The organism is Hyalangium versicolor (assembly GCF_020103695.1).
GTDB lineage: Bacteria > Myxococcota > Myxococcia > Myxococcales > Myxococcaceae > Hyalangium > Hyalangium versicolor.
Genome location: NZ_JAHXBF010000034.1, coordinates 1 through 19,532 on the forward strand (window position 1 = coordinate 1; position 19,532 = coordinate 19,532).

Annotated in this window: 13 protein-coding genes; 11 read left to right on the forward strand and 2 right to left on the reverse strand. The window is 68.5% G+C overall.

Going from position 1 to position 19,532, the window contains the following annotated elements:
* Positions 1 to 653 precede the first annotated feature (653 nt).
* From KY501_RS45220 to KY501_RS45235, 4 genes are all read left to right on the forward strand, one after another.
* Entirely contained in the window at positions 654 to 977 is a 324-nt protein-coding gene (locus tag KY501_RS45220) for a hypothetical protein (protein ID WP_224370937.1), read from the forward strand.
* Complete coding sequence (locus KY501_RS45225) at positions 967 to 1,656, forward strand: double-CXXCG motif protein (protein WP_224370939.1); 690 nt, start codon at positions 967 to 969, stop codon at positions 1,654 to 1,656. Before KY501_RS45220 ends, KY501_RS45225 begins: the two co-directional genes overlap by 11 nt.
* Positions 1,657 to 2,113: 457 nt before the next feature.
* Positions 2,114 to 3,259, forward strand: a complete 1,146-nt coding sequence (locus KY501_RS45230; protein ID WP_224370941.1) for a hypothetical protein — start codon at positions 2,114 to 2,116, stop codon at positions 3,257 to 3,259.
* 107 nt (positions 3,260 to 3,366) lie between these two features.
* A complete protein-coding gene (locus KY501_RS45235; RefSeq protein WP_224370943.1) occupies positions 3,367 to 4,437 on the forward strand; it encodes a LysM peptidoglycan-binding domain-containing protein in 1,071 nt (356 codons plus the stop codon).
* A gap of 66 nt (positions 4,438 to 4,503) precedes the next feature.
* Here KY501_RS45235 and KY501_RS45240 read toward each other — a convergent pair whose 3' ends face one another.
* Entirely contained in the window at positions 4,504 to 5,691 is a 1,188-nt protein-coding gene (locus KY501_RS45240; RefSeq protein ID WP_224370945.1) for a choice-of-anchor A family protein, read from the reverse strand.
* 380 nt (positions 5,692 to 6,071) lie between these two features.
* Between KY501_RS45240 and KY501_RS45245 the strand changes: the two genes are divergently transcribed.
* On the forward strand, positions 6,072 to 6,662 hold the full coding sequence (locus KY501_RS45245; protein ID WP_224370947.1) for an RCC1 domain-containing protein: 591 nt from the start codon (positions 6,072 to 6,074) through the stop codon (positions 6,660 to 6,662).
* 119 nt (positions 6,663 to 6,781) lie between these two features.
* Here the strand turns inward: KY501_RS45245 and KY501_RS45250 are convergent, their stop codons facing one another.
* Entirely contained in the window at positions 6,782 to 7,534 is a 753-nt protein-coding gene (locus KY501_RS45250; protein WP_224370949.1) for a hypothetical protein, read from the reverse strand.
* A gap of 924 nt (positions 7,535 to 8,458) precedes the next feature.
* Here KY501_RS45250 and KY501_RS45255 point away from each other — a divergent pair.
* The 6 genes from KY501_RS45255 (at position 8,459) to KY501_RS45280 (ending at position 19,515) form a co-directional block, all read left to right on the forward strand.
* Positions 8,459 to 8,782, forward strand: a complete 324-nt coding sequence (locus KY501_RS45255; RefSeq protein ID WP_224370951.1) for a hypothetical protein — start codon at positions 8,459 to 8,461, stop codon at positions 8,780 to 8,782.
* 54 nt (positions 8,783 to 8,836) lie between these two features.
* Positions 8,837 to 10,150, forward strand: coding sequence for a hypothetical protein (locus KY501_RS45260; RefSeq protein WP_224370953.1), 1,314 nt, complete (start codon positions 8,837 to 8,839; stop codon positions 10,148 to 10,150).
* Between the two features lie 182 nt (positions 10,151 to 10,332).
* Positions 10,333 to 12,291: a HEAT repeat domain-containing protein gene (locus tag KY501_RS45265; protein WP_224370955.1), complete on the forward strand. Its 1,959-nt coding sequence runs from the start codon at positions 10,333 to 10,335 to the stop codon at positions 12,289 to 12,291.
* Between the two features lie 130 nt (positions 12,292 to 12,421).
* Entirely contained in the window at positions 12,422 to 13,699 is a 1,278-nt protein-coding gene (locus tag KY501_RS45270; protein WP_224370957.1) for a hypothetical protein, read from the forward strand.
* 84 nt (positions 13,700 to 13,783) lie between these two features.
* On the forward strand, positions 13,784 to 15,625 hold the full coding sequence (locus KY501_RS45275) for a sigma 54-interacting transcriptional regulator (protein WP_224370959.1): 1,842 nt from the start codon (positions 13,784 to 13,786) through the stop codon (positions 15,623 to 15,625).
* Positions 15,622 to 19,515, forward strand: coding sequence for an nSTAND1 domain-containing NTPase (locus tag KY501_RS45280; protein WP_224370961.1), 3,894 nt, complete (start codon positions 15,622 to 15,624; stop codon positions 19,513 to 19,515). Before KY501_RS45275 ends, KY501_RS45280 begins: the two co-directional genes overlap by 4 nt.
* Positions 19,516 to 19,532: the final 17 nt, after the last annotated feature.

Here is a 19,532-nt window from a genome sequence, read left to right on the forward strand (position 1 = left end):
GAACGACGCCTGGCCAGAGACTACGAGCGAAAAGAGGAGTCGTCCGAAGCCTTCGTCTACCTGGGGATGATCCGACTGATGCTGGGCCGCCTTGCCTGAATGCCTTGCCTCAACACCCTCTCAACACCACGCGGCCTGGGGTGGCCCTCGCGCCGGGGCCAAGCTCGCCCATGTTGTGGACAAGCCTAGGCGCTCCAGAATCGTCCGCCCTGAGCCCAGCAGCCCTCCTCCATCCGTCGGATCTCTAGCCTTGAGGTTGTGGCTCCCGTCGAGCAACCTCGGGATAGAATCGCTTCACTGCCATGCCTCTTCTCCTGCTTCTCCTCCTCGTTGCTGGGTGCGCTGCACCAGGGCGTGAGTTGCACCGAGGCTCGGCTGTGACGCCCCCGCCTCCTCCCGTCCGCCCAGGTCACGGTGCTCCCATGGTGGGGCAGCCTGGCCAGGAGGCACAGGAGTACCCGCGCAGCCCCCATCACCGAATCCTTCCTCCTACGCGGGAGCCGGGCCTCTGGGCGGGGGATGCCCCGCAGGCGAGCCGCTTGGGGCCTCTGGGCGAGCCGGAGCCCGAGAGGCCAGCCCCGCAGCGAGAGGCACTCAGGGCTGCGGACTCAGCGGCGCGCCATAACGCCGACGCCGACGAGGAATCCACTGGAGTGGAAAGTGCGGCGGAAGCCTCGGGCGAGCCCCCCCACTGTAATGGACAGAACCACCACGTCATCTCCCGGCCCATCGCCAAGGCGCTCGAGGAACATAGGACTCTGCGTGGGATGTATGCACCACGAGATAAGCGCTTCGTCGCCAAGGCGAAGGACGAGGAATCACACTGCGGTTACCAAGACTGGCACCGAAAAGTGGATGCGGAGGTCATCCAATGGCTCAGGGATAATGACAAGGCGACGCCAGCGCAGTTCATGCAAAAGCTGCGCGAGATCTACAGCCGCAAGGAGATGCTCAAGAGGTTTCCGAATGGCTTCTGATCGGGTGCCTTCCTCCCGGTTCTTCGTGCTCGAAGACGGCATGTTCGGGCCCTATGACACCAAGTTCAGCAAGATCGAACCCATCAACCGCGGCGATCCTCCTCAGTGCCCGCAGTGTGGCGAGCCCATGGGGATGCTGACATGGCTGCCTCCCTATCGTGTTGAGCTGGAGTTATATGGCCAGGGGTTCGGCGACTTCGTGGAGGGACCTGGTTATGACGTGCTCATCTCGCAGCGCGTCGCCGAGGCATATCGGGCGGAAGGGCTGACCGGACTGCTCGGCTTCAACCAAGCTGAGGTGGTGCGTATGCGAAGGAAACGCAAGGGGCCTGCGCCCGGTGCCGCCCCTTCCTACTTCGCTGTCACCGCTTGCTTCGGCCGGGGAGCCGTAGATGAGGCTCGGAGTCGTATCCGCCGTTCAGAGCCCGTGACATGTCCTGAGTGCCGCTCTGGCGGGGTGGACTCTGTGCACGGCTTCGCCCTGGAGCCGAGCACCTGGCAGGGCGAGGACGTGTTCCGCCCTCGTGGTAAGCGGGGCAGCATCGTCGTCTCCGAACGCTTCGCTGAGTTCGTCAAGCGGCACGGCTTCACGAACATGAAGCTGACTCCCACCGAGGAGTACGTGTGGGATCCTGGCGGGAAGGGCCCGCCGACAGATTCGCACGAGGCACCCACTTGAGCGTCATGAGTGCGGGCACTCATCGCATCCCTAGGATCGCCCTCCCCCCTTTAGTGGAGACACGCCCTGGGGCAGGCTGCACTGCACGTCCAAAACTTCTTCGTCATCACTTTCACCTGCGGCACTGTCGGAGGGAACGCTCGTGGGCCGCCGCTCGGATGGGCGCGCGATGCTGATCGATTTCGGCACGGGGCTGTACCCGGAGGCCGTGCTCGCGAGCCTCGGAGACATCTTCGCCACACTGTAGTCCCCTTGGCGCATCTCAAGCTGCAGCGCTACCTGACGGGCGCGGGGCCTGACCGTTCGGCCCCGGATTGCGCCCGGTCATTTTTCGAAAGGGACCGCTGGACCGGCACCGCCCCACGCGGTCCACTGAACCGGCTCTCATCGGGGCATGCCTCATGCTTCGACAAGACTCACAGGTCCGGTCTTCTTGATACGTCTCTCGTGGGGAGTCTTGTTCGCGCCGGTGCTGGGCGCGCTGAGCATCGCCGTCATCCTCCTGTTGTGGGTGCCCAGCGTGGCGCTGGCGGCGCTCTGCCTGTCGCTGGCTCCGGTGCGGCTCGCCCGAGGTGTCCGGTGGATGGCCCTCGCGGTGGGGGGGCTGGGGCTCTCGGCCGGCGCGCCACTCGCAGCCTGGGAGATTCAACACCGCCTGGATGTCATGGCCGGGAGCCTGGCCTCGAACGGTTGGAGGCTCCCCCTCCCCGAGCGCGTGCAGGTGGCCACGCTGAACCTGGCGATGGGCCTGGGAGGCTACGCTGCCGGCTACCCCGAGATCGCGAGCGAGACCCTGTGGATGTTCGTGCCCGGGTCCCCCGTGCGCGAGTGGCGGAGTGACTTTGCCATGGAGTCTCTGCTCGTCCGTCAGAAGGTCAGGGAACTGCTGGAGGAGGCCCGGCGCCGGGGCTCGACGGGAGCGCCGGTGAAGCTGCGGAGGAGAAGCGTGCAGTGGACGAAGCGGGACCTGGGGCGCGACTCGCTGCGGGTCGCGCTGGCGCTGAACAGTCCGCTGTATCTCGAGGCGGTGGCATATCCCCAGGGCAAGGGGTGGCGGCTGGAAATCCGGGGGAGGGCGGCCGCCCGCTATCCCTCGCGTAGCCGCACCCAGCTGGGCCAGTTGTTCGGCCAGCCGCTCGTCATCGAGGAGGGACTGTTCGCCGCGCTCCAGGACGCGGGATGGCTCCACCCCTACGAAGCGGTGTGGTCATGGACCGTGGAGGATGGAGACACGTCACCAAAGGCACAACGAGAAAAGGAGCGGCTTGCGGAGCTCCATCGTTGGATCAGGAATCCAGCGTCACATCTCAGCGAGGTCGGTGGTGGCTGCGTTGCCTGGCTGGATACCAATGCATGCAACTACACTTTCAAAACGAACTCGCCGCTTCAACTTCGCAGCAGGAAGCTCAAACGGCGCTCTTGCAGCGGTATCGACGAGCTTCGAGGAGCCGCTGAGCACCTCGGCATGGACAAGGCGGTCTCGGAGCGACTGAACGACTTCGAGTGCTTCCTCGAGGGGAACCTCTCGCTGGGTGGCTATTCGCTGCTGGTCCTGCACGACACACGAACGAACGAGTACGGTATCCAAGAAGTGAGCGACTGAGGCAGAGAGTAGGCCGATCGGCACGCATCAGTTCCAGCCCTCCCATGGGGTGCGCGGAAGGGGACGCCCATGCCACCCGCGCCGACCCCGTGAAGCGGGGAGACGTCATGGTGTGGGGGCCGAACGCCGGCGTCTACGACGGCTCGACCGGCAAGGCGGACGGCGCCGGGCATGTCGCCGTCGTCGAGAGCGTCACGCCGCACCCCGCCGACGCACAGAATCCGTACGGCTCGGTCACCGTCCGCGTCTCGGAGCGCAACTGGGACAGGCAGGATGGGCAGGTGGGCGGGGTCCCCTACCGCGACATCGATCTGCCACTGGACGCCCAGGGCAAGGTGGTGATGCCTCCGGGGGTGGGCTTCGTCCCGCTGGCGCCGAGCACGGCGCCGGCCGTGAACACGCCCGCCCCGAGCACGGGCCCGCAGAACCCAGCACTGGGGCCCAACCCGACGCACGCGAACGACCCAAGCTTCCAGATGAACAACACGGCTGCGCATGATCCGCACCGGAGCTACTCGGACCCGAGCGGCACGAACTCGCTCAACAACTACACGCAGTGCGTGGGTTACATCCACGACATGCCGCAGTTCGGACCGCTCATCGAGTCGCTGGCGGCGCAGCAGACGGACAACCACTACCTCTCGGCCTCGGAGATTCCGGGCAACAGCCGGGTGCCGACGGAGGGCTCGCTGATGATCTGGCAGCCTGGCCCCGCTGACGCCACGCTGGGCGGCAAGGTCGGCAGGGATGGGCACGTGGCCTACGTCGAGGACGTGCAGCGCAACTACGATCCTCCGGGCGATCCGACGGGCAAGGTGGTCTCCTACACCCTCACCATCAGCGAGGCGAACGCGAGCGGCAGCGGGAATGACGATCGCTCGCTGAGGACGTTCACGATCGCCGCGGACGCGAACGGGCAGCCGGTGTTGCCCGACAGCGTGTCGGTGTACGACCCGAATTTGGGGCGCAGCAACAGCCCGAGCCCCGCGACGGGCGTCGCCACCCCGAGCCAGGGGAGCGAGATTGCGCACGGCTCGAGCTACACGGTGGCGTCAGGAGACACGCTGACCTCCATCGCCAGCCGCGCCCATGTGACGGTGGACCAAATCCTCGCGGCCAACCCGAGCATCACGAACCCAGACATGCTCTCGCTAGGGCAGCGCATCTCCATCCCATAGCGCAGGGGGCGGGGGCGCGCCCCTGCTGCTCGCGCCCCCGCTTCAGCTCTCGACGCGGTCCCTCGCTCAGGGCGTCAGAACCTGGCAGAACTGGAACTCACGCAGCCGGGCCACGTGGGACTCGCCGTTGCCGGACAGGTGCGTGGCGTAGATAGCGCCCTGGAGGCTCGCGTTGTTGAAGCTCACGGTCGTGTTCGGCGCCAGGATCGTTCCCTGCACCTGGATGCCGTGGATGTCGAGCGTCCCCAACGAGGGGAAGTTGTAGAGCACGCTCGTCGGATCCAGGCCGCTCAGGTTGATGCCCCCGCCAGCCAGCGTCAGGCTCGCCGCCGCGCTGAAGTTCACCACCGCCACCGCGCCCTGCGGGACGCTGATGGACCGGTACACCGCGTTGCCAAACGCGGCCGGATCCACGGTGAAGACGTTCAGCCGCGGATCCGTGCCCTCCAGGAAGACGCCGCCCCAAGGCTCGAGCCGCGTCGTGCCATTGGCGCTCAGCCTGCTCAGTTGCTGGGACAGATTGCTGACGCCGTAGTAGCGGTTCTCGACGTTCGGCTGGCCGTGCACCAGGGCGCCGCCGTTGTAGAACGTCGTGGTCGTGTTCGCCGTCGTGCTGGTCCCGTAGTAGGCGTTGCCGTACACCGCGCCGCTCTGGATGTTCAGCGTCGTGGAGGCCCACAGCGCGTCCGCGATCGTGTCAGCAGGCAGTTCCGAGCCGACGCTGAAGTCGCTCAGGGCGATGTTCGCCGCCTTCACGTTGCCCCCGATGAAGTGACCGCCGCTGTAGTTCCCCCTCAGGAAGAGGGTGGCGTCGCGCAGCAGCGCCGGCATGCAGTACGCGCCCGGCGGCGTCACCGTGAGCGTGTGGGGCTGCTCGATGTTCCCGAAGTAGTCCTCCGCGGAGTACGTGATAGTCGACGTCTCCGGCACCGAGAAGAAGAGCTGGACCCAGTTCGAGCCCGAGGTGGCAATTTCGCCCGCCGGGCCGCTGATCTTGTAGTTCACCTTCCTCACGCCCGAGCAGGAGTCCTCACCGTGAATCCAGACCTCGACCCCTCCGTTCGCGACCTTCTCGAACGACACCCGGGAGAGGGGAGGCGTCTGATCATTGATGCATGCGAGCTGGCTCCGCGTCTCCGAGTTCTCGGGCGCGGCCGGAGGCTCTCGCGTCTCCGAGACCGTCAACTCCTGCGCTCCGCATGCGGACGCGGTGACAGCGAACAGCAACCACCAGCTTCCGGCTTGTCTCTTCATGGCAGCTCCCGACTGGCTCGCCCGCCTCGATGGCGATCACAAATCAGAACAAAGAAGGTTCGAGGCGGGCCAAAGGCTAACCAGTGAGGCTGACTTGGGGCCATGAATAAAGCGTAACTGAACTGTCCCAGCGCCGGGACACCCTGCTTTCGCTTCATGCGAAAACATGAATTGCGCGTAGGGGATTGACGCCTCCTCATCGCCTGTCTTGAAGAGCCCTCAGCGAAAACAGTATTGGGGATGTGGAAATCCCATGGCTGGCCGCGAGCCCTCCTCCAGGCGAGGCACGCCTTCCGCGCCCACTCCTCCGGCTGTCTTCAAACCTCTCCATTCGAGCCGGGATGGATGCGTTTTCGCTCCATGGGTTCAGGAGTCGCATCATGCAAAGCAGACCTCTGGGGTGGATTCGCACTCTATTGGGAGTCTGGATGGGACTCGGGCTGGCCGTGGGCTGTCGCCAGCCTTCGGGTGCGCCACGGGAGCAGGCGTCTCGCACCTCTTCTCTCGGGAGCGTACAAGGGCCCGCCCGCATCGCGGCGGGGTACGCGCATTCCCTGGCGGCGCGTCCAGACGGCACCGTGTGGGCCGCGGGCTACAACAACGCCGGCCAGTTGGGAGATGGCTCCTGGGACAACCGCACCGTGCCCGTGCAAGTGCAAGGATTGAGCGAAGCGGTGACCATGGCCGCGGGACACCTGCACTCGCTGGTCCGGTACTCGGATGACACCGTGTGGGCCTGGGGCACCAACGCCACCGGCCAGCTGGGCGATGGCTCCACGAGCAGCCACGCCGTGCCCGCGCAGGTGCCGGCGCTGCTCGGGGGCGGGGCTCTGGAGACGTATGACCAGCACGCGCTGGCGGTGAGCTCCGACGGCACGCTGTGGACCTGGGGCTCCAACTCGCAGGGCCAGCTCGGCAACGGTGGCCCCACCCTCTACACGACCACGCCCGTTCTCTCCTGGCTGTATTGAAGCTGGGAATGAACTCAGGCCTCGCGTCCTTGCCAATTCGAGGTGTTACCTCGCACACGAGCAGTAGTCAGGGTGGTCGTTCAGCCATTGCCCCTGCGGTGACTTGGGCTGGGGCAGGCTCAGAAGATCCTCAGGCTGTACCCAGGCGCGCCCGGGCTGTACACGTTTGCGGCCCATGCGGGCTTGTTTTCAATGCGCACGAAGAAGGCGGACTGGGCCGGAGCGTTGTAGGTAATCTTGGAGCCCAGGCAGTTCATGTCGTAAGGCCAATCAAAGACGCACTTGTTATCCTGCGTCGCCAGGAGGGCACCCACCCCTCCGGTACTGGCGTTGTAGGCATAGAGTTTCATGACCGTGTCCGCTGCCTGGATGTTGTAGGTCTCGAACGTCACCAGCTTGGCGGAGGCGACGTAGACGAGCACCCAGTCCACGTCAGTCGCCTCGTGGAAGGTGTGGCCTGTCTGCGGTGTCCCCAGATAGCCCTCGGCAGTCTGCGCGGTGTCGTCGCTCTCGTACGCATCTGGCAGTGGCTTGGCGCAGTAGTCGGAATAGGTGCCCCCGGGGTCTTTGCAAGAGCCCCCCGAGCAGGAGCAGCCCGAGCGACAGTCCGCGCCGGTCGTGCACGCGCGCTGGGGGGGGGCGCTGCACAGCTCGGGCTCGCCGCCCTGACACACGTTGCCGAGGCAGGTGCAATTCGCGTACACGTTGCAGTCCAGGTCAGTCCTGCAGGACCTGACGAGCGCCTGTTGAGCCTCGCCAACCTGCTCGAGGCCCTGCTGGCCTGCTTCCTCGAGGTTGGGGTCTTGGATGCCTCCGCAGCCCAAGGCTGGGAGGGTGAGCAACACAGGAACGATCCACGAATACCTGACCATAAGTTGTCTCCTGAGAGGACACGCGCGAAATGCGCAAGGAAAGGAGGACCGTCGCGCGCCAGCTATGCAGCGCGCTTCCTCTTTTTGCTCGGTCGTCTCCGCGCAAGCGGCCAGGAATCGCCCCCTTGCGGGGGGCGCACGTCCCTGTCGGGCCAGAGGGAAGGTGGTATCGTCCCATCCCCCTCTGTTCCTTCACCCACACGCCTCCACTGGGCGCTCAGGGACGCATGGCCAACAATGCTTCCGAAGCACAGGAGCACCCGCAGTGCAGTGCCCCACACCGGCCGAGCACCCTCAGCGCCGCGCAACACCCGCCCCTCGAGCCCCCGCGATAGGGGGAGCAGCCCCAGCAGGCCCGGCAGGAACCCAACCCCTTCATGCTCCGGATGAGGCAGGCGATGCCAGGGAGGAGGCCATCCGCCACCAAGCGGAGCGCCTGGCCTCGGAGAAAGACGCAAGCCCCCCCGCCGGAGGAGGTGAACCTGCTCCGGCCCGAGGACTTCACGCCGACCCGGACGGCATGGTGTACGTGATGTTGTCGGCACCACCTGGGCAGCGAACCAGATGCAGCGCGGCTTGCGGATGGACACCAGCGGCCATGCGTCGCTCCTCACCTTTGCCCGACCAGGCCACAGAGGGACCGAGCGATGCCTCTGGAGACAGGGGGCTTCCACACGCAATGGCCGCGAAGAGAGATATAGAGGGGGGCCCCCACCGTCTCCCCCCCTCTCCACAGGGCATGCCATGGACGGGCCGTCTCCGACCCCACCCCACGACGCATTGCAGCGAATGACTCATCTCCGAGCTCAGGAAGTGCGGAGGCGCGCAGTTCTCGCCGGCCTGCTCGTCCTGTCAGCAATGCTCGCGGGCTGTAGCTCCGCTCATGCAGGGGAGGCCCAGGCTGAACTGCCTCGCTGCGAGCGGATGCAGGATGTCCAACGGCTCTCGGGTCGCCGGGTACGGGTGGTGGGGACCTACCATCAGGTCGACATGCGCATGAAGCCGAAGCCCCCTGCGCAGTACAGGGGCCATGCCGCGGTGAGGCTCGGCGACGGGACGGACATCCTGCTCGAGCCTGGCTGGTCCAAGGCCGCCATCCGCAGCCAAGCGGAGCGCGAGCGCCATGATGGCAAGCACGTGGAAATCATCGGCGTCCTCCACGAACAGTCACCCGCGCCCCCAGAGCCTGCGGCCTACGTCGTGGGCCCGGCACTGAGCCCTGTCGAGTCCATCCAACTGGCCCCATAGCGAAGGGGATGATTTTCGACTTCGCGCCCTCGCAGGCACGTGCGAGAAGCCGCCATGGCCTACAACTGGAAGCGTCTCGAGAAGCTCAACGGCGGTAAGCCCATCCTCTATATGGAACCACGGCTCGACACGAAGGACGAGGTCTGGTTCCACGCAGCCGGCAACGAGCTGCGCGTGTGGAGCGACGGTGTCCTCCATCAGCCCCCCGCGAAGGCGGCGAAGCTCACCGCACCGGTCAGCTCCCGCTTCACGCTCTACAAGGTCCTCGAGCAGCTCTTTGTCGATGTGGAAGTGCGCGGAGACCAGGCGCTCCTGCGCCGGGGAGTGCTGAACGGCGCCGACATCGTGACGCCCGTCGCGCCCCCGGAAGTCGAGTCGATCCTGGCGCGCTACCGATCGCTCGGCTTCCGTGACGGAACTCCGTGGAACGCGACGAAGACGCGCGTCACGGTGCGTGAGTATCGCAAGGCCAAGACCACCCAGTGGACGGTGCGCGTCGACGGCAACACCGTCGTCGAGAACTCGCGCAAGGAGACGCCCGCCCCCAGCCGCGAGGCCGCCATCGCGCTCGCGGAGAAGCGCATCCTCGCGAAGGAGAAGGCTGGCTTCGAGCCGGTGCTCGTCGAGCTCGAGACCGCCCATCACCCCAACCCGGAACCGAAGGCTCCGAAAGGTGCTCCCAAGAAGCCAGCGATTCCGAAGAAGGCCGCCATCCCCAAGCCGACGAACGCCTACGAGGCCGTCGACGCGGCCGTGGCGATCCTGAAGGATCTCCACACGCGCCTCCCGAAGGCGCACTTCGTCGCCGAGTGCCTCGACCTGAAGACGGAACGCGCGCGCATCGGAGCCGTCGAGGACGATGACGATGACACCTTCTTCATCGACCAGCACGAGCAGCGCATCGGGCGCTGGAAGAGGGCGAAGCCTGGCGCTCCGAAGAAGAAAGAGTCGAGCTGGGCATACTTCGGGCGCGTGTACGGCTCCATCACATGGATCCTCTCCGGCCAGGCCGATGATGGACTCTCCATGTTCTACTGCGGCAACGTGACCGGGGGTGGCTGGAGCTGCCTGGAGATCGACGAGTCGGGCACCTACGAGATGAGCGATCTCGTGGAGGCGACGGGCAACGAGGAGCTCGAGAACCTCTTTGTGTTCCATGGTGGGTGGCACACCGGCCTCTCGTTCGCGTTCGACTGGCGCGAGAGCTCCCCGAGCGGCGAGTTCGCCATCATTCCCTTCGACGAGAGCATCCAGGAGATGCCCAAGCCCACGAAGCGCGAGCGCATCGAGCCGTTCGGACAGTGGCTCTACAAGCGCGTCACCTCGCTTGCGCGGATCGCCGAGCGGAACCTGCGCGAGCTGAACTGACGTCCCGGCGCGGCTCAGCAGTACCGGGGATGGAGCGCCAGTCGGCAATGTCCGCCGGGACCGGCAAGGTTTGCCAGCCACGGTTGCCTGAATCGAGCTGAGAGAGGGCCCCAGAGCCCCTCTCTTCGAGGAGGCACCACGGCTGCGAGGCATGGCACGACTGATGCTCCAGGCATCGGTCCATGCCTAGAACGCACCGCATCCTCCTCACATCCCTGACCCTGCTGCTGCTGGGATTGGTCGCAGGCGCAGTGGTCCTGCAACCCGAGGCACTCCCCGCCCCCGAGGCGCCCCAGGCCGTGGCGAGCATGAAGCCCAGGCTCTCCAAGCCTTCCGAACCGGCCCCCACGGCTCCAATCTCTCCCTCACGAAGTTCCACGGAGGGCCGCCGGGCCTGGGTGCCCGGCATGAAGTACCGCTACACGCTGTCCTCCACCCAGGAAGTCTCCTTTGCTCCCACCCAGCCGGGTGCCGAGACACCACCCGGGATGCGCTTCAGCCTCCGAGGCGAATGGAGCGTGGGCGTCGTCTCCGTGGAAGGAGATCAGATCCACGTTCTCGTCCAACTGGTCCCCTCCCTCGCCGAGGTGAACGTGGGAGGCGAGACCCGCCTCGCACCCGAGGTGCAGCGCAGCTTCGAGGCAGGCCTGGCCCAGCCCTTCTTCGCCACGCTGGATCGCTCCGGTGCCGTGCAGCTTGTCCACTTCGAGCCTGGCGCGGACATCCTCGTCCAGAACCTGCTGCGCGCCACCCTCGCCACCACGCAACACGTGGTGCCCACTTCCCCGCAGGCAACCTGGGTGACCCAGGAGCTGGACACCACCGGGCGCTACTCCGCCCGCTATACCCGCCAGAGCGCCTCGCGCTTCGAGAAGTCCAAGCTGGCCTACTCGCACCTGGTCACCCCTGACGGTCTGCAGCCTCTCCAGGACGGTCCTCGCGTGAGCATCAGCGCCCTCACCTCCTTCGAGCTGGGCGAGGATCTCTGGGTCCGCTCCCTCCAGGGCCGCGAGCACCTGGAGGTGGACTCCGGCTCCTCCCTCGTCAATGCCGCCCATTCCCTCCAGGTGGAGCTCCTCCTGGTGGAGCGCGCCCGGGACAATTCCCTGCTCGGCGCCTTCGACGCGCACCGGCACCAGCTCGTCACCCTGCCCGTGGCCAGCTACCTGGGCCAGGAGCAGGACCCCAAGGCGGCCCTGCGCCAGACGCTCGCCGGGAAGACCTTCGACACGCTGGTGAAGGATCTGCGCTCCCTGCCCTCGAACGAAGAGCAGAGCCAGAGCGCACGCTCCCAGGCCCTGCAGCAGCTCCGTGCGCTGTTCCTCCTCGAGCCCGGGCAGGCCCTGCTCGCGCACGCCGCCCTCCGCGAAGGCATGGATCCGCTGGCCGCCAGCCCCCTCATCGGCGCGCTCTCCTCCGCCAGCACCCCGGAGTGCATCCAGGCCCTCTCCGACATCGTCGCGGATGGCGCACTCCCCTCCCCCATGCGCGTGGATGCCACCGCCTCCCTGGGCCTGGCCTCGGCCCCCACCGAGGAGGGTGTGACCGCACTGCGCAAGCTGTCACACGGCGCCGACGCGGAGCTGGCCAGCACCGCCACGCTCGGCATGGGCAGTGCCGCCCTCATGATGGACAGCAGCAACAAGCACGACGCCGACGCACTCGTGCACGAGCTGTCCAGCGCCTACCTCTCCGCGAGCAACCCCGATCAGCAGGCCCTGCTGCTGCGCGCCCTGGGCAACACGCGCAGCCCCAGCGCGCTGCCCACCCTCGAGTCCGCCCTGTCCTCCAAGTTCCCCGGGGTGCGCTCCGCCGCCGTCGAGGCCCTGCGCAACATGCCCGCGCCCAGCGCGGATCGGCTGCTGGCGTCCGTGCTCCTCCGGGATCCCATCGAGGAGGTGCGGCAGACCGCCGTCTTCGCCACCAGCTTCCGCCCCATCGCGCCGCTGTTGCCGGTGCTCTCCCAGGTCCTGCGGCTGGACAGCTCGGACCTCGTCCGCCGGGAGATCATCACCCTCGCGGGAGATCAGTTCCGCGCCGTCCCCGAGGCGCGCGCCCTCCTCGAGTGGAGCAGCCAGAACGAGCCCAACCCCGGCCTGCGCCGCACCGCCCTCACGCTCCTCACCTCGCGGACGCCCTGAGCCGCATCCGTCCCCTCTTCCCCACCCGAGCACCGCATCCCCCGCGGGTGGGCCAGTCCCCGTGTGTCTCGTCCCCTGTCGTTTCCCCTCGCAGTCACCCCAGTCAACCCAACCCACAGAGAGTCAATCCATGTCCCGTATGTTCCCCCGCACGTTGAGCGCCGTCCTGGCGTTCGTGATCCCCACCCTCGCCGGAGCCCAGGCCAGCGAGCCTGAGTACACCGATCCGGAGGTGTACCAGGTCGAGGCCAAGTACCCCGTGGTCTCCTATCCCTCGGGCTACGTGCTCAACGACAACTACCCTTGGGAGGCAACGAGCGTCGCCTTTGATCCTCGCCACGAGTACACCGCCGAGGAGCAGCGGGCGGTGCTCGAGGAGGAGCTGCGGCTCTCTGGGGGAAGGCTCACCACGGATGCCACCGGGGCCCCGGTGATCGAGATCATCCAACCCGAGATCCCGGAGGCCTCCCAGGACACCGCTCCGGCGGCCGAGGAAATCTACGAGGAGAATGGACAGGTCCCTCCGCCCCAGCTCCAGCAGGGCAAGTCCATCAGCCCCACGCTGACCCCGGCGACGATGAGCCGCCGCTACTATTACTCCAAGGGCTTCGGCAACAACCTCTTCGGCTCGCGCTACTCCACGGACACCTTCGTGAAGGCCACCGAGGCCACGTCCACCGCGGCCAAGAAGCTGAGTGCCTACGTCGAAAGCAAGGTGAGCGGCATCGTCTTCAAGAAGACCAAGGATCTGATGCGCGCCCGCATGGATGTGGCAGGGCAGCAGGGCGGCACCAATGGCGGCACGGCGAATCTGTACGCCCTGGGCCAGCTCGTCCACAGCTCGAACCTCGCGGGCACCTTCAGCCTGGCGCCCGTCCACATCACCCGCGACTACGGCGTGTTCTCGAAGTGGTTCATGGTGGGGCCCATCCCGGTGAAGCTGAAGATCTCACTGGGCGGCGGTGTGAAGCTGAGCCTGAGCGGGAAGATCAGCCCCACGGAGGCCCGGCTGAACGCGACGCCGGGGGCCTATGCCACTGCGTCGACCTCGGCGGGCGTGGACCTCATCATCGTTGCCGCCGGTGTCACCGGCAGCCTGACCCTCATCAACGTGGGCATCCCCTCCATCGCCCAGCTCGTCTGGCCGGACTGCAGCGGGTTGACCTGGAAGCTGGCGGCCTCCGTGAGCCTGAACACGCTGTCGGGCACCATCAAGCTCTTCGCCAGGCTGGGGTTCAAATTCTTTGGCAAGACCTGGTACCTGACGATCGCCAACTGGCCGGGCATCACCTATACCATCACGCTCTTCAGCAAGACCGGCTCGGCCGCGATGGGGATCTGCCCGGGGTTCGCGCCAGACGCTCCGGACGCGCCCTCGTCGCTGATGAGCATGGCCGCGGCGCAGTAGTCCGAGGAGGGACACTCGCGCTGCCCACCTCCGGCAGCGCGTTGCCCCGCCTCACCGGGCGTGACATCGTGGGCCCTGCTCACGATGTCCTCCGCCCCGCCTCCCAGCATCCGTGCAACGAGGCCTCTGGCCACCGGTCCTTCCCCTCTGGAAGGCGAGCGCGCATACCTGCTCGTCCTCGAGGGAGAGTCCTCGTTCCGCTTCCCCCTGCCTTCCTCCGGCATGGTGCTCCTGGGCCGGGACGCCGAAGCCGACCTGAGCCTGCGGGATGACAGCGTCTCCCGCCGTCACGCGCGGCTGCTCCTCAAGGACGGTGAGGTTCGCATCACCGACCTGGACAGCCAGAACGGCACCCTCGTCAACGGCCGCCGCATCGAGGGAACCCACCCCCTGGTCTCTGGGGATGTCGTGACGCTGGGCGCCGTGGCCGCCGTGCTCCGCGCAGGCACCCGCCCCGTCTCTCCCCACCGCACCCTGGCGCCGGAGGTGCTGCTGGAGCGCCTGCGCGAGGAGGTGGAGCGCTCGCTGCGCTACAGCCGGCCGCTCGCGGTGCTCACCTTGGTACTGCCTGAGTCCGGCGCCCACCGCGAGGCCGTGGAGAAGGCTTGCGCCACCGAGTTCGGTGCCGCCGAGGCCGCCGGCTGGCTGGACGATGCGCACCTGCTGGTGCTCCTCCCCGAGGTGTCTGGCGAGCCCGGCGAGGAGAATCTCGGTGAGCAGGTGGGAGCGCTCGCCATGGCCTGCCCTGGAGCCCGGCTGGGCTACGCCGTGTGCCCGAGCGATGGTTGCGACGCGGAGACGCTCGTGGCCGCGGCCCGCGCTGCCGCCGAGGGTGCCTCCCCTGGGTTGCTGCGCGCCGCCGCCGACAGTGCCTCCCGCCTGACGCTCGCCGAGCGCGTCATCCTCGTGGCGGATCCGGCCATGGTGCAACTCTACGCCCTCATCCGCCGGCTGGCCGCCAGTGAGCTGCCCGTCCTCGTCCATGGCGAGACGGGTGTCGGCAAGGAAAACGCCGCCTTCGCCGTGCACCACTGGTCGCGCCGCTCGCAGGGGCCCTTCATCACGCTCAACTGCGCCGCCATTCCCGAGGGCCTCGTCGAGAGCGAGCTGTTCGGCCATGAGAAGGGCTCCTTCACCGGGGCCGCCACCGCCAAAACGGGCATCCTGGAGAGCGCCCACGGCGGCACTGTCTTCCTCGACGAGGTGGGCGAGCTGCCCCTGCCCATCCAGGCCAAGCTGCTGCGCGTCCTCGAAACCAAGCGCATCACCCGCGTGGGCGAGGTGCGCGAGCGCTCCATCGACATCCGCATCGTCGCCGCCACCCACCGCGATCTCGAGGCCGATTCCCAGGCGGGCCGCTTCCGGCAGGATCTCTACTTTCGTCTCGGCGCCGCCACCGTGCTGCTGCCGCCCCTGCGCGAGCGGCCCCGGGAGATCTCCCTGCTGGCGCGCGCCTTCCTCGCCCAGGCCTGCCAGACGCTCGGCCGGCGCGAGATGGTGCTCGCCTCCGACACGCTCCGCGTGCTGTCCCGCTATCGCTGGCCGGGCAACGTGCGCGAGCTGCGCAACCTCATGGACTACGCCGCGGCCGCCGTGGCCGGGGATGTCGTCGAACCGCACCACCTGCCCGCCCGTGTCACCGGTGCCGCCAGCGCCGAGCCCGAGGCCGCTCGCACCGACGCTGCCCCTGGGGCTCCAGCCGCTGGCGGTGTGACACCTCCTGCTCCGGGCTCGCCCCGCAAGCCGCTCTCCGTGGAGATCCGCGAGTTGGAGCGCCGGCGCATGGAGGAAGCGCTTCAGGAGGCCGACGGTGTGCAGGCCCGTGCCGCGGCGCTCATTGGCATGCCCATTCGCACGTTCAGCTTCAAGATGAAGCAGCTCGGGCTCTCGGCGAAGGGGGCGCAGCGGGGAACGTCGGGCTCATGAGTGGACCCGGAGGGGCTCCGCCACGTGAGTTCGAAGAGTACCGGCTGATCCAGCCGCTCGGTCACGGCACCATGGGTCAGGTGTACCTGGCTCATGACACGCTGCTGGACCGGCTGGTCGCGGTGAAGTTCGTCGCGGGCTCCGGGGAGGCTCCGCTGGACGAGGCCATGCGGGCGCGCTTCTTCCAGGAAGCCCGCGCCATCGCCCGGCTTCAGCACCCCAATGTGGTGGCCATCCACCGCGTGGGAGAAGTGCGCCGCCAGCCCTATCTCGTCTCCGAGTTCATCCGGGGTTCGTCGCTGGCCGAGCTGGCATGCCCCCTCGAGGGCCAGCGGGTGCTCCACATCGGCATCGGGCTGGCACGGGGGCTGGCGGCCGCCCACCGCTGCGGTGTCCTTCACCGGGACATCAAGCCGGCCAATGCCGTGCTCTCCGAGGAGGGCGAGGTGAAGCTGCTCGACTTTGGTCTCGCGGAGTTGCTGGAGCGCGGCGCTCCCGAGAGCCTGGCCTCCCGGCCTGGACTGGCCGCTGCTTCGCGGGCCTCCGTGTCACCGGCTCGGGAAACTCAGCCTGTCTCCACCGCGCGGGAGACGAGGCCGGTTGCCGCTTCGCCTGGGGAGACGCGTCAGACGCGCCCGCTGTCGAGGCCTCACCCTGGAGCGCACGAAGAGGCACCGGCGCGGCACACGCCGCTCGAGGACGCTGGCGCGGCGGGCACTCCGCTCTACCTCGCTCCAGAGCTGTGGCGCGGAGAGCCCGCGAGCCGCGCCAGCGACATCTACGCGCTCGGGGTGCTCCTCTACGAGCTGGCCTCGGGCCAGGCGCCCTACGGAGACGTCCCCTTCGAGCAGCTCGCCCGAGCCGTGCAGGAGCAACGCCCCCGCCCTCTGGGCGAACTCGCCCGGAACCTGCCCCCCGGCCTCACCTCCGTCGTGGACCGCTGTCTCTGTGAGGAGCCCGCCCAGAGGTTTCAGTCCGGCGATGAGCTGCGCGAGGCATTGGAGGCACTCGCCGCGCCTACGCGCGCTGGAGCGCTGCCCTCTGGCAATCCCTACCGGGGGCTGCGCGCTTTCGACGCTGGCCACCGCCGCGTCTTCTTTGGCCGCGAGGCCGAGCTGCGCGAGTTGCTCGACCGGCTCCGAGCCGATCCCTTCGTCCTTGTTGCGGGAGACTCGGGCGTGGGCAAGTCCTCGCTGTGCCGCGCCGCCGTGCTCCCCGCCATGGCCGAGTCCGGGCTCGACGCGGGCGAGGCCCCGTGGAAGGTGGCCACCCTCACACCGGGCCCGCGCCCGCTGGAGGCGCTCGCCGAGGCGCTCGCTCCCGTGCTGGGCTCGCCCGCCGAGACCCTGCTGGAGCTGGCCCGCCCCGGCGCGGAGTCCGGAGCCCTCGCGCGCCTGCTGCGCCAACGCTCCGCCGAGGCTCCCCGTGTCCTGCTCTTCGTGGACCAGTTGGAGGAACTCGTCACCTTCTCCCCTCCCTCAGAGGCGGCCCGGCTCGCGGAGGAGCTGGCCTTCATCGTCCGCCGGGCTCCGCGCGCTCGCGTGCTGGCCACCGCACGCAGTGACTGCCTCACGCGCCTCATGGCGCTGCCCGGACTGGGCGATGAGCTGCCACGCGCCCTGCACCTGCTGCGCGCCCTCTCCACCCGGGGGCTGCGCGAGGCCATCGTCGCTCCTGCCCAGGCGCTGGGGGTGCACTTCGAATCCGAGGCCATGGTGGACACGCTGGTGGCTGCCGCCGCGCGGGCGGACGGCGGGCTGCCGCTGCTCCAGTTCACCCTGGCCGAGCTGTGGGACGCGCGTGACCGGGAGCGCCACCTCATCCCCTCCGCCTCGCTGGAGGCCATGGGAGGGCTGGCCGGGGCGCTGGCCCGGCACGCCGACGCGGTGGTAGCCCGGCTGCGGCCGGAGCAGCGACCCCGGGCCCGAGAGCTGCTCTTGAAGCTCGTCACTCCCGAAGGCACCCGTGCACGGCGCACCGAATCCGAGCTGCTCGCCGGCCGGGAGGACACCGCGGGGCGCATGGTGCTGGAGGGACTGGTTCACGGGCGCCTGCTGTTGGCCGGAGAGACGGAGCATGGCGAGGGCAGCTACGAGCTGGCCCACGAGAGCCTCCTCACGGGCTGGGACACGCTGCGCGGCTGGCTGGGGCACGGCGAGCAGCGCCGCGCGGCCACCCACCGGCTGGAGCGGGATGCCGCCGAGTGGGAGCGGTTGGGACGCCCCGCGGAATTGCTCTACCGCGACAAGCGGCTGGCCGAACTCTCGGCAGTGGGCGCGGAGCCACCGGGGCCCCGCGAGGCTGAGTTCCTGGCCCGCTCCAGGCGAGCGGCGCGAGGGCGGCGGTTGCGGCGCTGGGCGCTGGTGGTGGCGGTACCCGTGGGAGTGCTGGCCGGCGTGGGCGGGGTGCGGCTCCAGGCCCGGGCACGGCTCGAATCCATGATCTCCGAGCGGCTCGCGGACGTGCGCGCGCAATGGAATGAGGCGCGGCGGCACTCGGAGGAAGCGGGGCGGCTGCGAGAGCAATCCTTCCACCACTTCGACACACCGGGCCGAAGCGAGGACGCCGAGGCCACGTGGGTGCGTGCCCAGGAGGAGAGCCGGGCGGCCGACTCTGGGTACTCACGGGCCACCAGCGCGCTGGAAGCGGTGTGGGGCGTGGAGCCAGGCCATGAAGAGGTGCGGACCCTGCTGGCGGACCTGCTCGCGGAGCGCGTCGCCGTGGCCGAGCGGGAGTTCCGCCGGGAGCAGCGCGAGGATCTGGTGGCGCGCCTGGCGGCCCATGACGCCTCGGGTGAGCGGCGGCGAAAGCTGGAGGCTCTCGCCCAGGTGTCGGTGGCGTCCCAGCCGCCGGGAGCGCGGGTGCTGCGGTGGATTCCAGGAGAGGCCCAGGCACAGCGGGAGCTCGGCAGGGCCCCGCTGAGCAAGCTGGAGTTGCCCCCCGGCTCGCACCTGCTGCAAGTGGAAGCCCCCGGCCGGGCTCCCGTCCGAGTGTCCCTGTTGCTGCGTCCGGGGGAGCCGCGAGCGCTGTCACTGGAGCTGCCCCGCCTCGAGGCGGTGCCCGAAGGCTTCATCTACATCCCACCGGGCCGCTTCCTCCAGGGCAGCGCGGACGAGGGGCTGCGGCGCACCTTCTTCAACACGGTGCCGCTGCACGAGGTGGAGACGAGCGGCTTCCTCATCTCCCGCCACGAGGTGACGTTCGCGGACTGGATGGCGTACCTCACCGCGCTGCCCCCGGCCGAGCGGGCCCGCCGCCTGCCGGGCACGCGCGGGGAGCGCAGCGGCGTGCTGCTGGAGCAGCTCGAGGGCCGCTGGCGCCTCACGTTGCGGCCCACCGCTGTCACCTACTCAGCCTGGGAGGGCGAGCCGATCCGTTACGGGCGGCGCGATCGCCGGGCGGTGCAGGATTGGCGCCGCTTCCCGGTGTCCGCCATCTCCTTCGAGGACGCCCGAGCCTATGCGGCCTGGCTGGACACCACGGGGCGTGTCCCTGGCGCGCGGCTGTGCACGGACGCGGAGTGGGAGCGCGCGGCCCGCGGGGCGGATGGGCGGCTCTTCCCCTCGGGGGACAGGCTGGAGCCGGACGACGCCAACATCGACGTGACGTACGGCAGGCAGCCGCTCGGTTTCGGTCCGGACGAGGTGGGCAGCCACCCGGGCTCACGCAGCCCGTTCGGCGTGGACGACATGGCTGGCAATGTGTGGGAGTGGACGCGCTCGGATGAGGCCCTGGAGCAGCCTGTCATCCGGGGTGGCAGTTGGTTCCAGCTCGAGCTCGGCAGCCAGAGCGCCAACCGCGAGCCGATGGAGCCCACCCAGCGAGATCCGCTCATCGGCCTGCGCCTGTGCGCCACCCTCCCGGGCGCGACGGACGGCAAAGCTCGCTGACCCGGCAGGAACTGCTG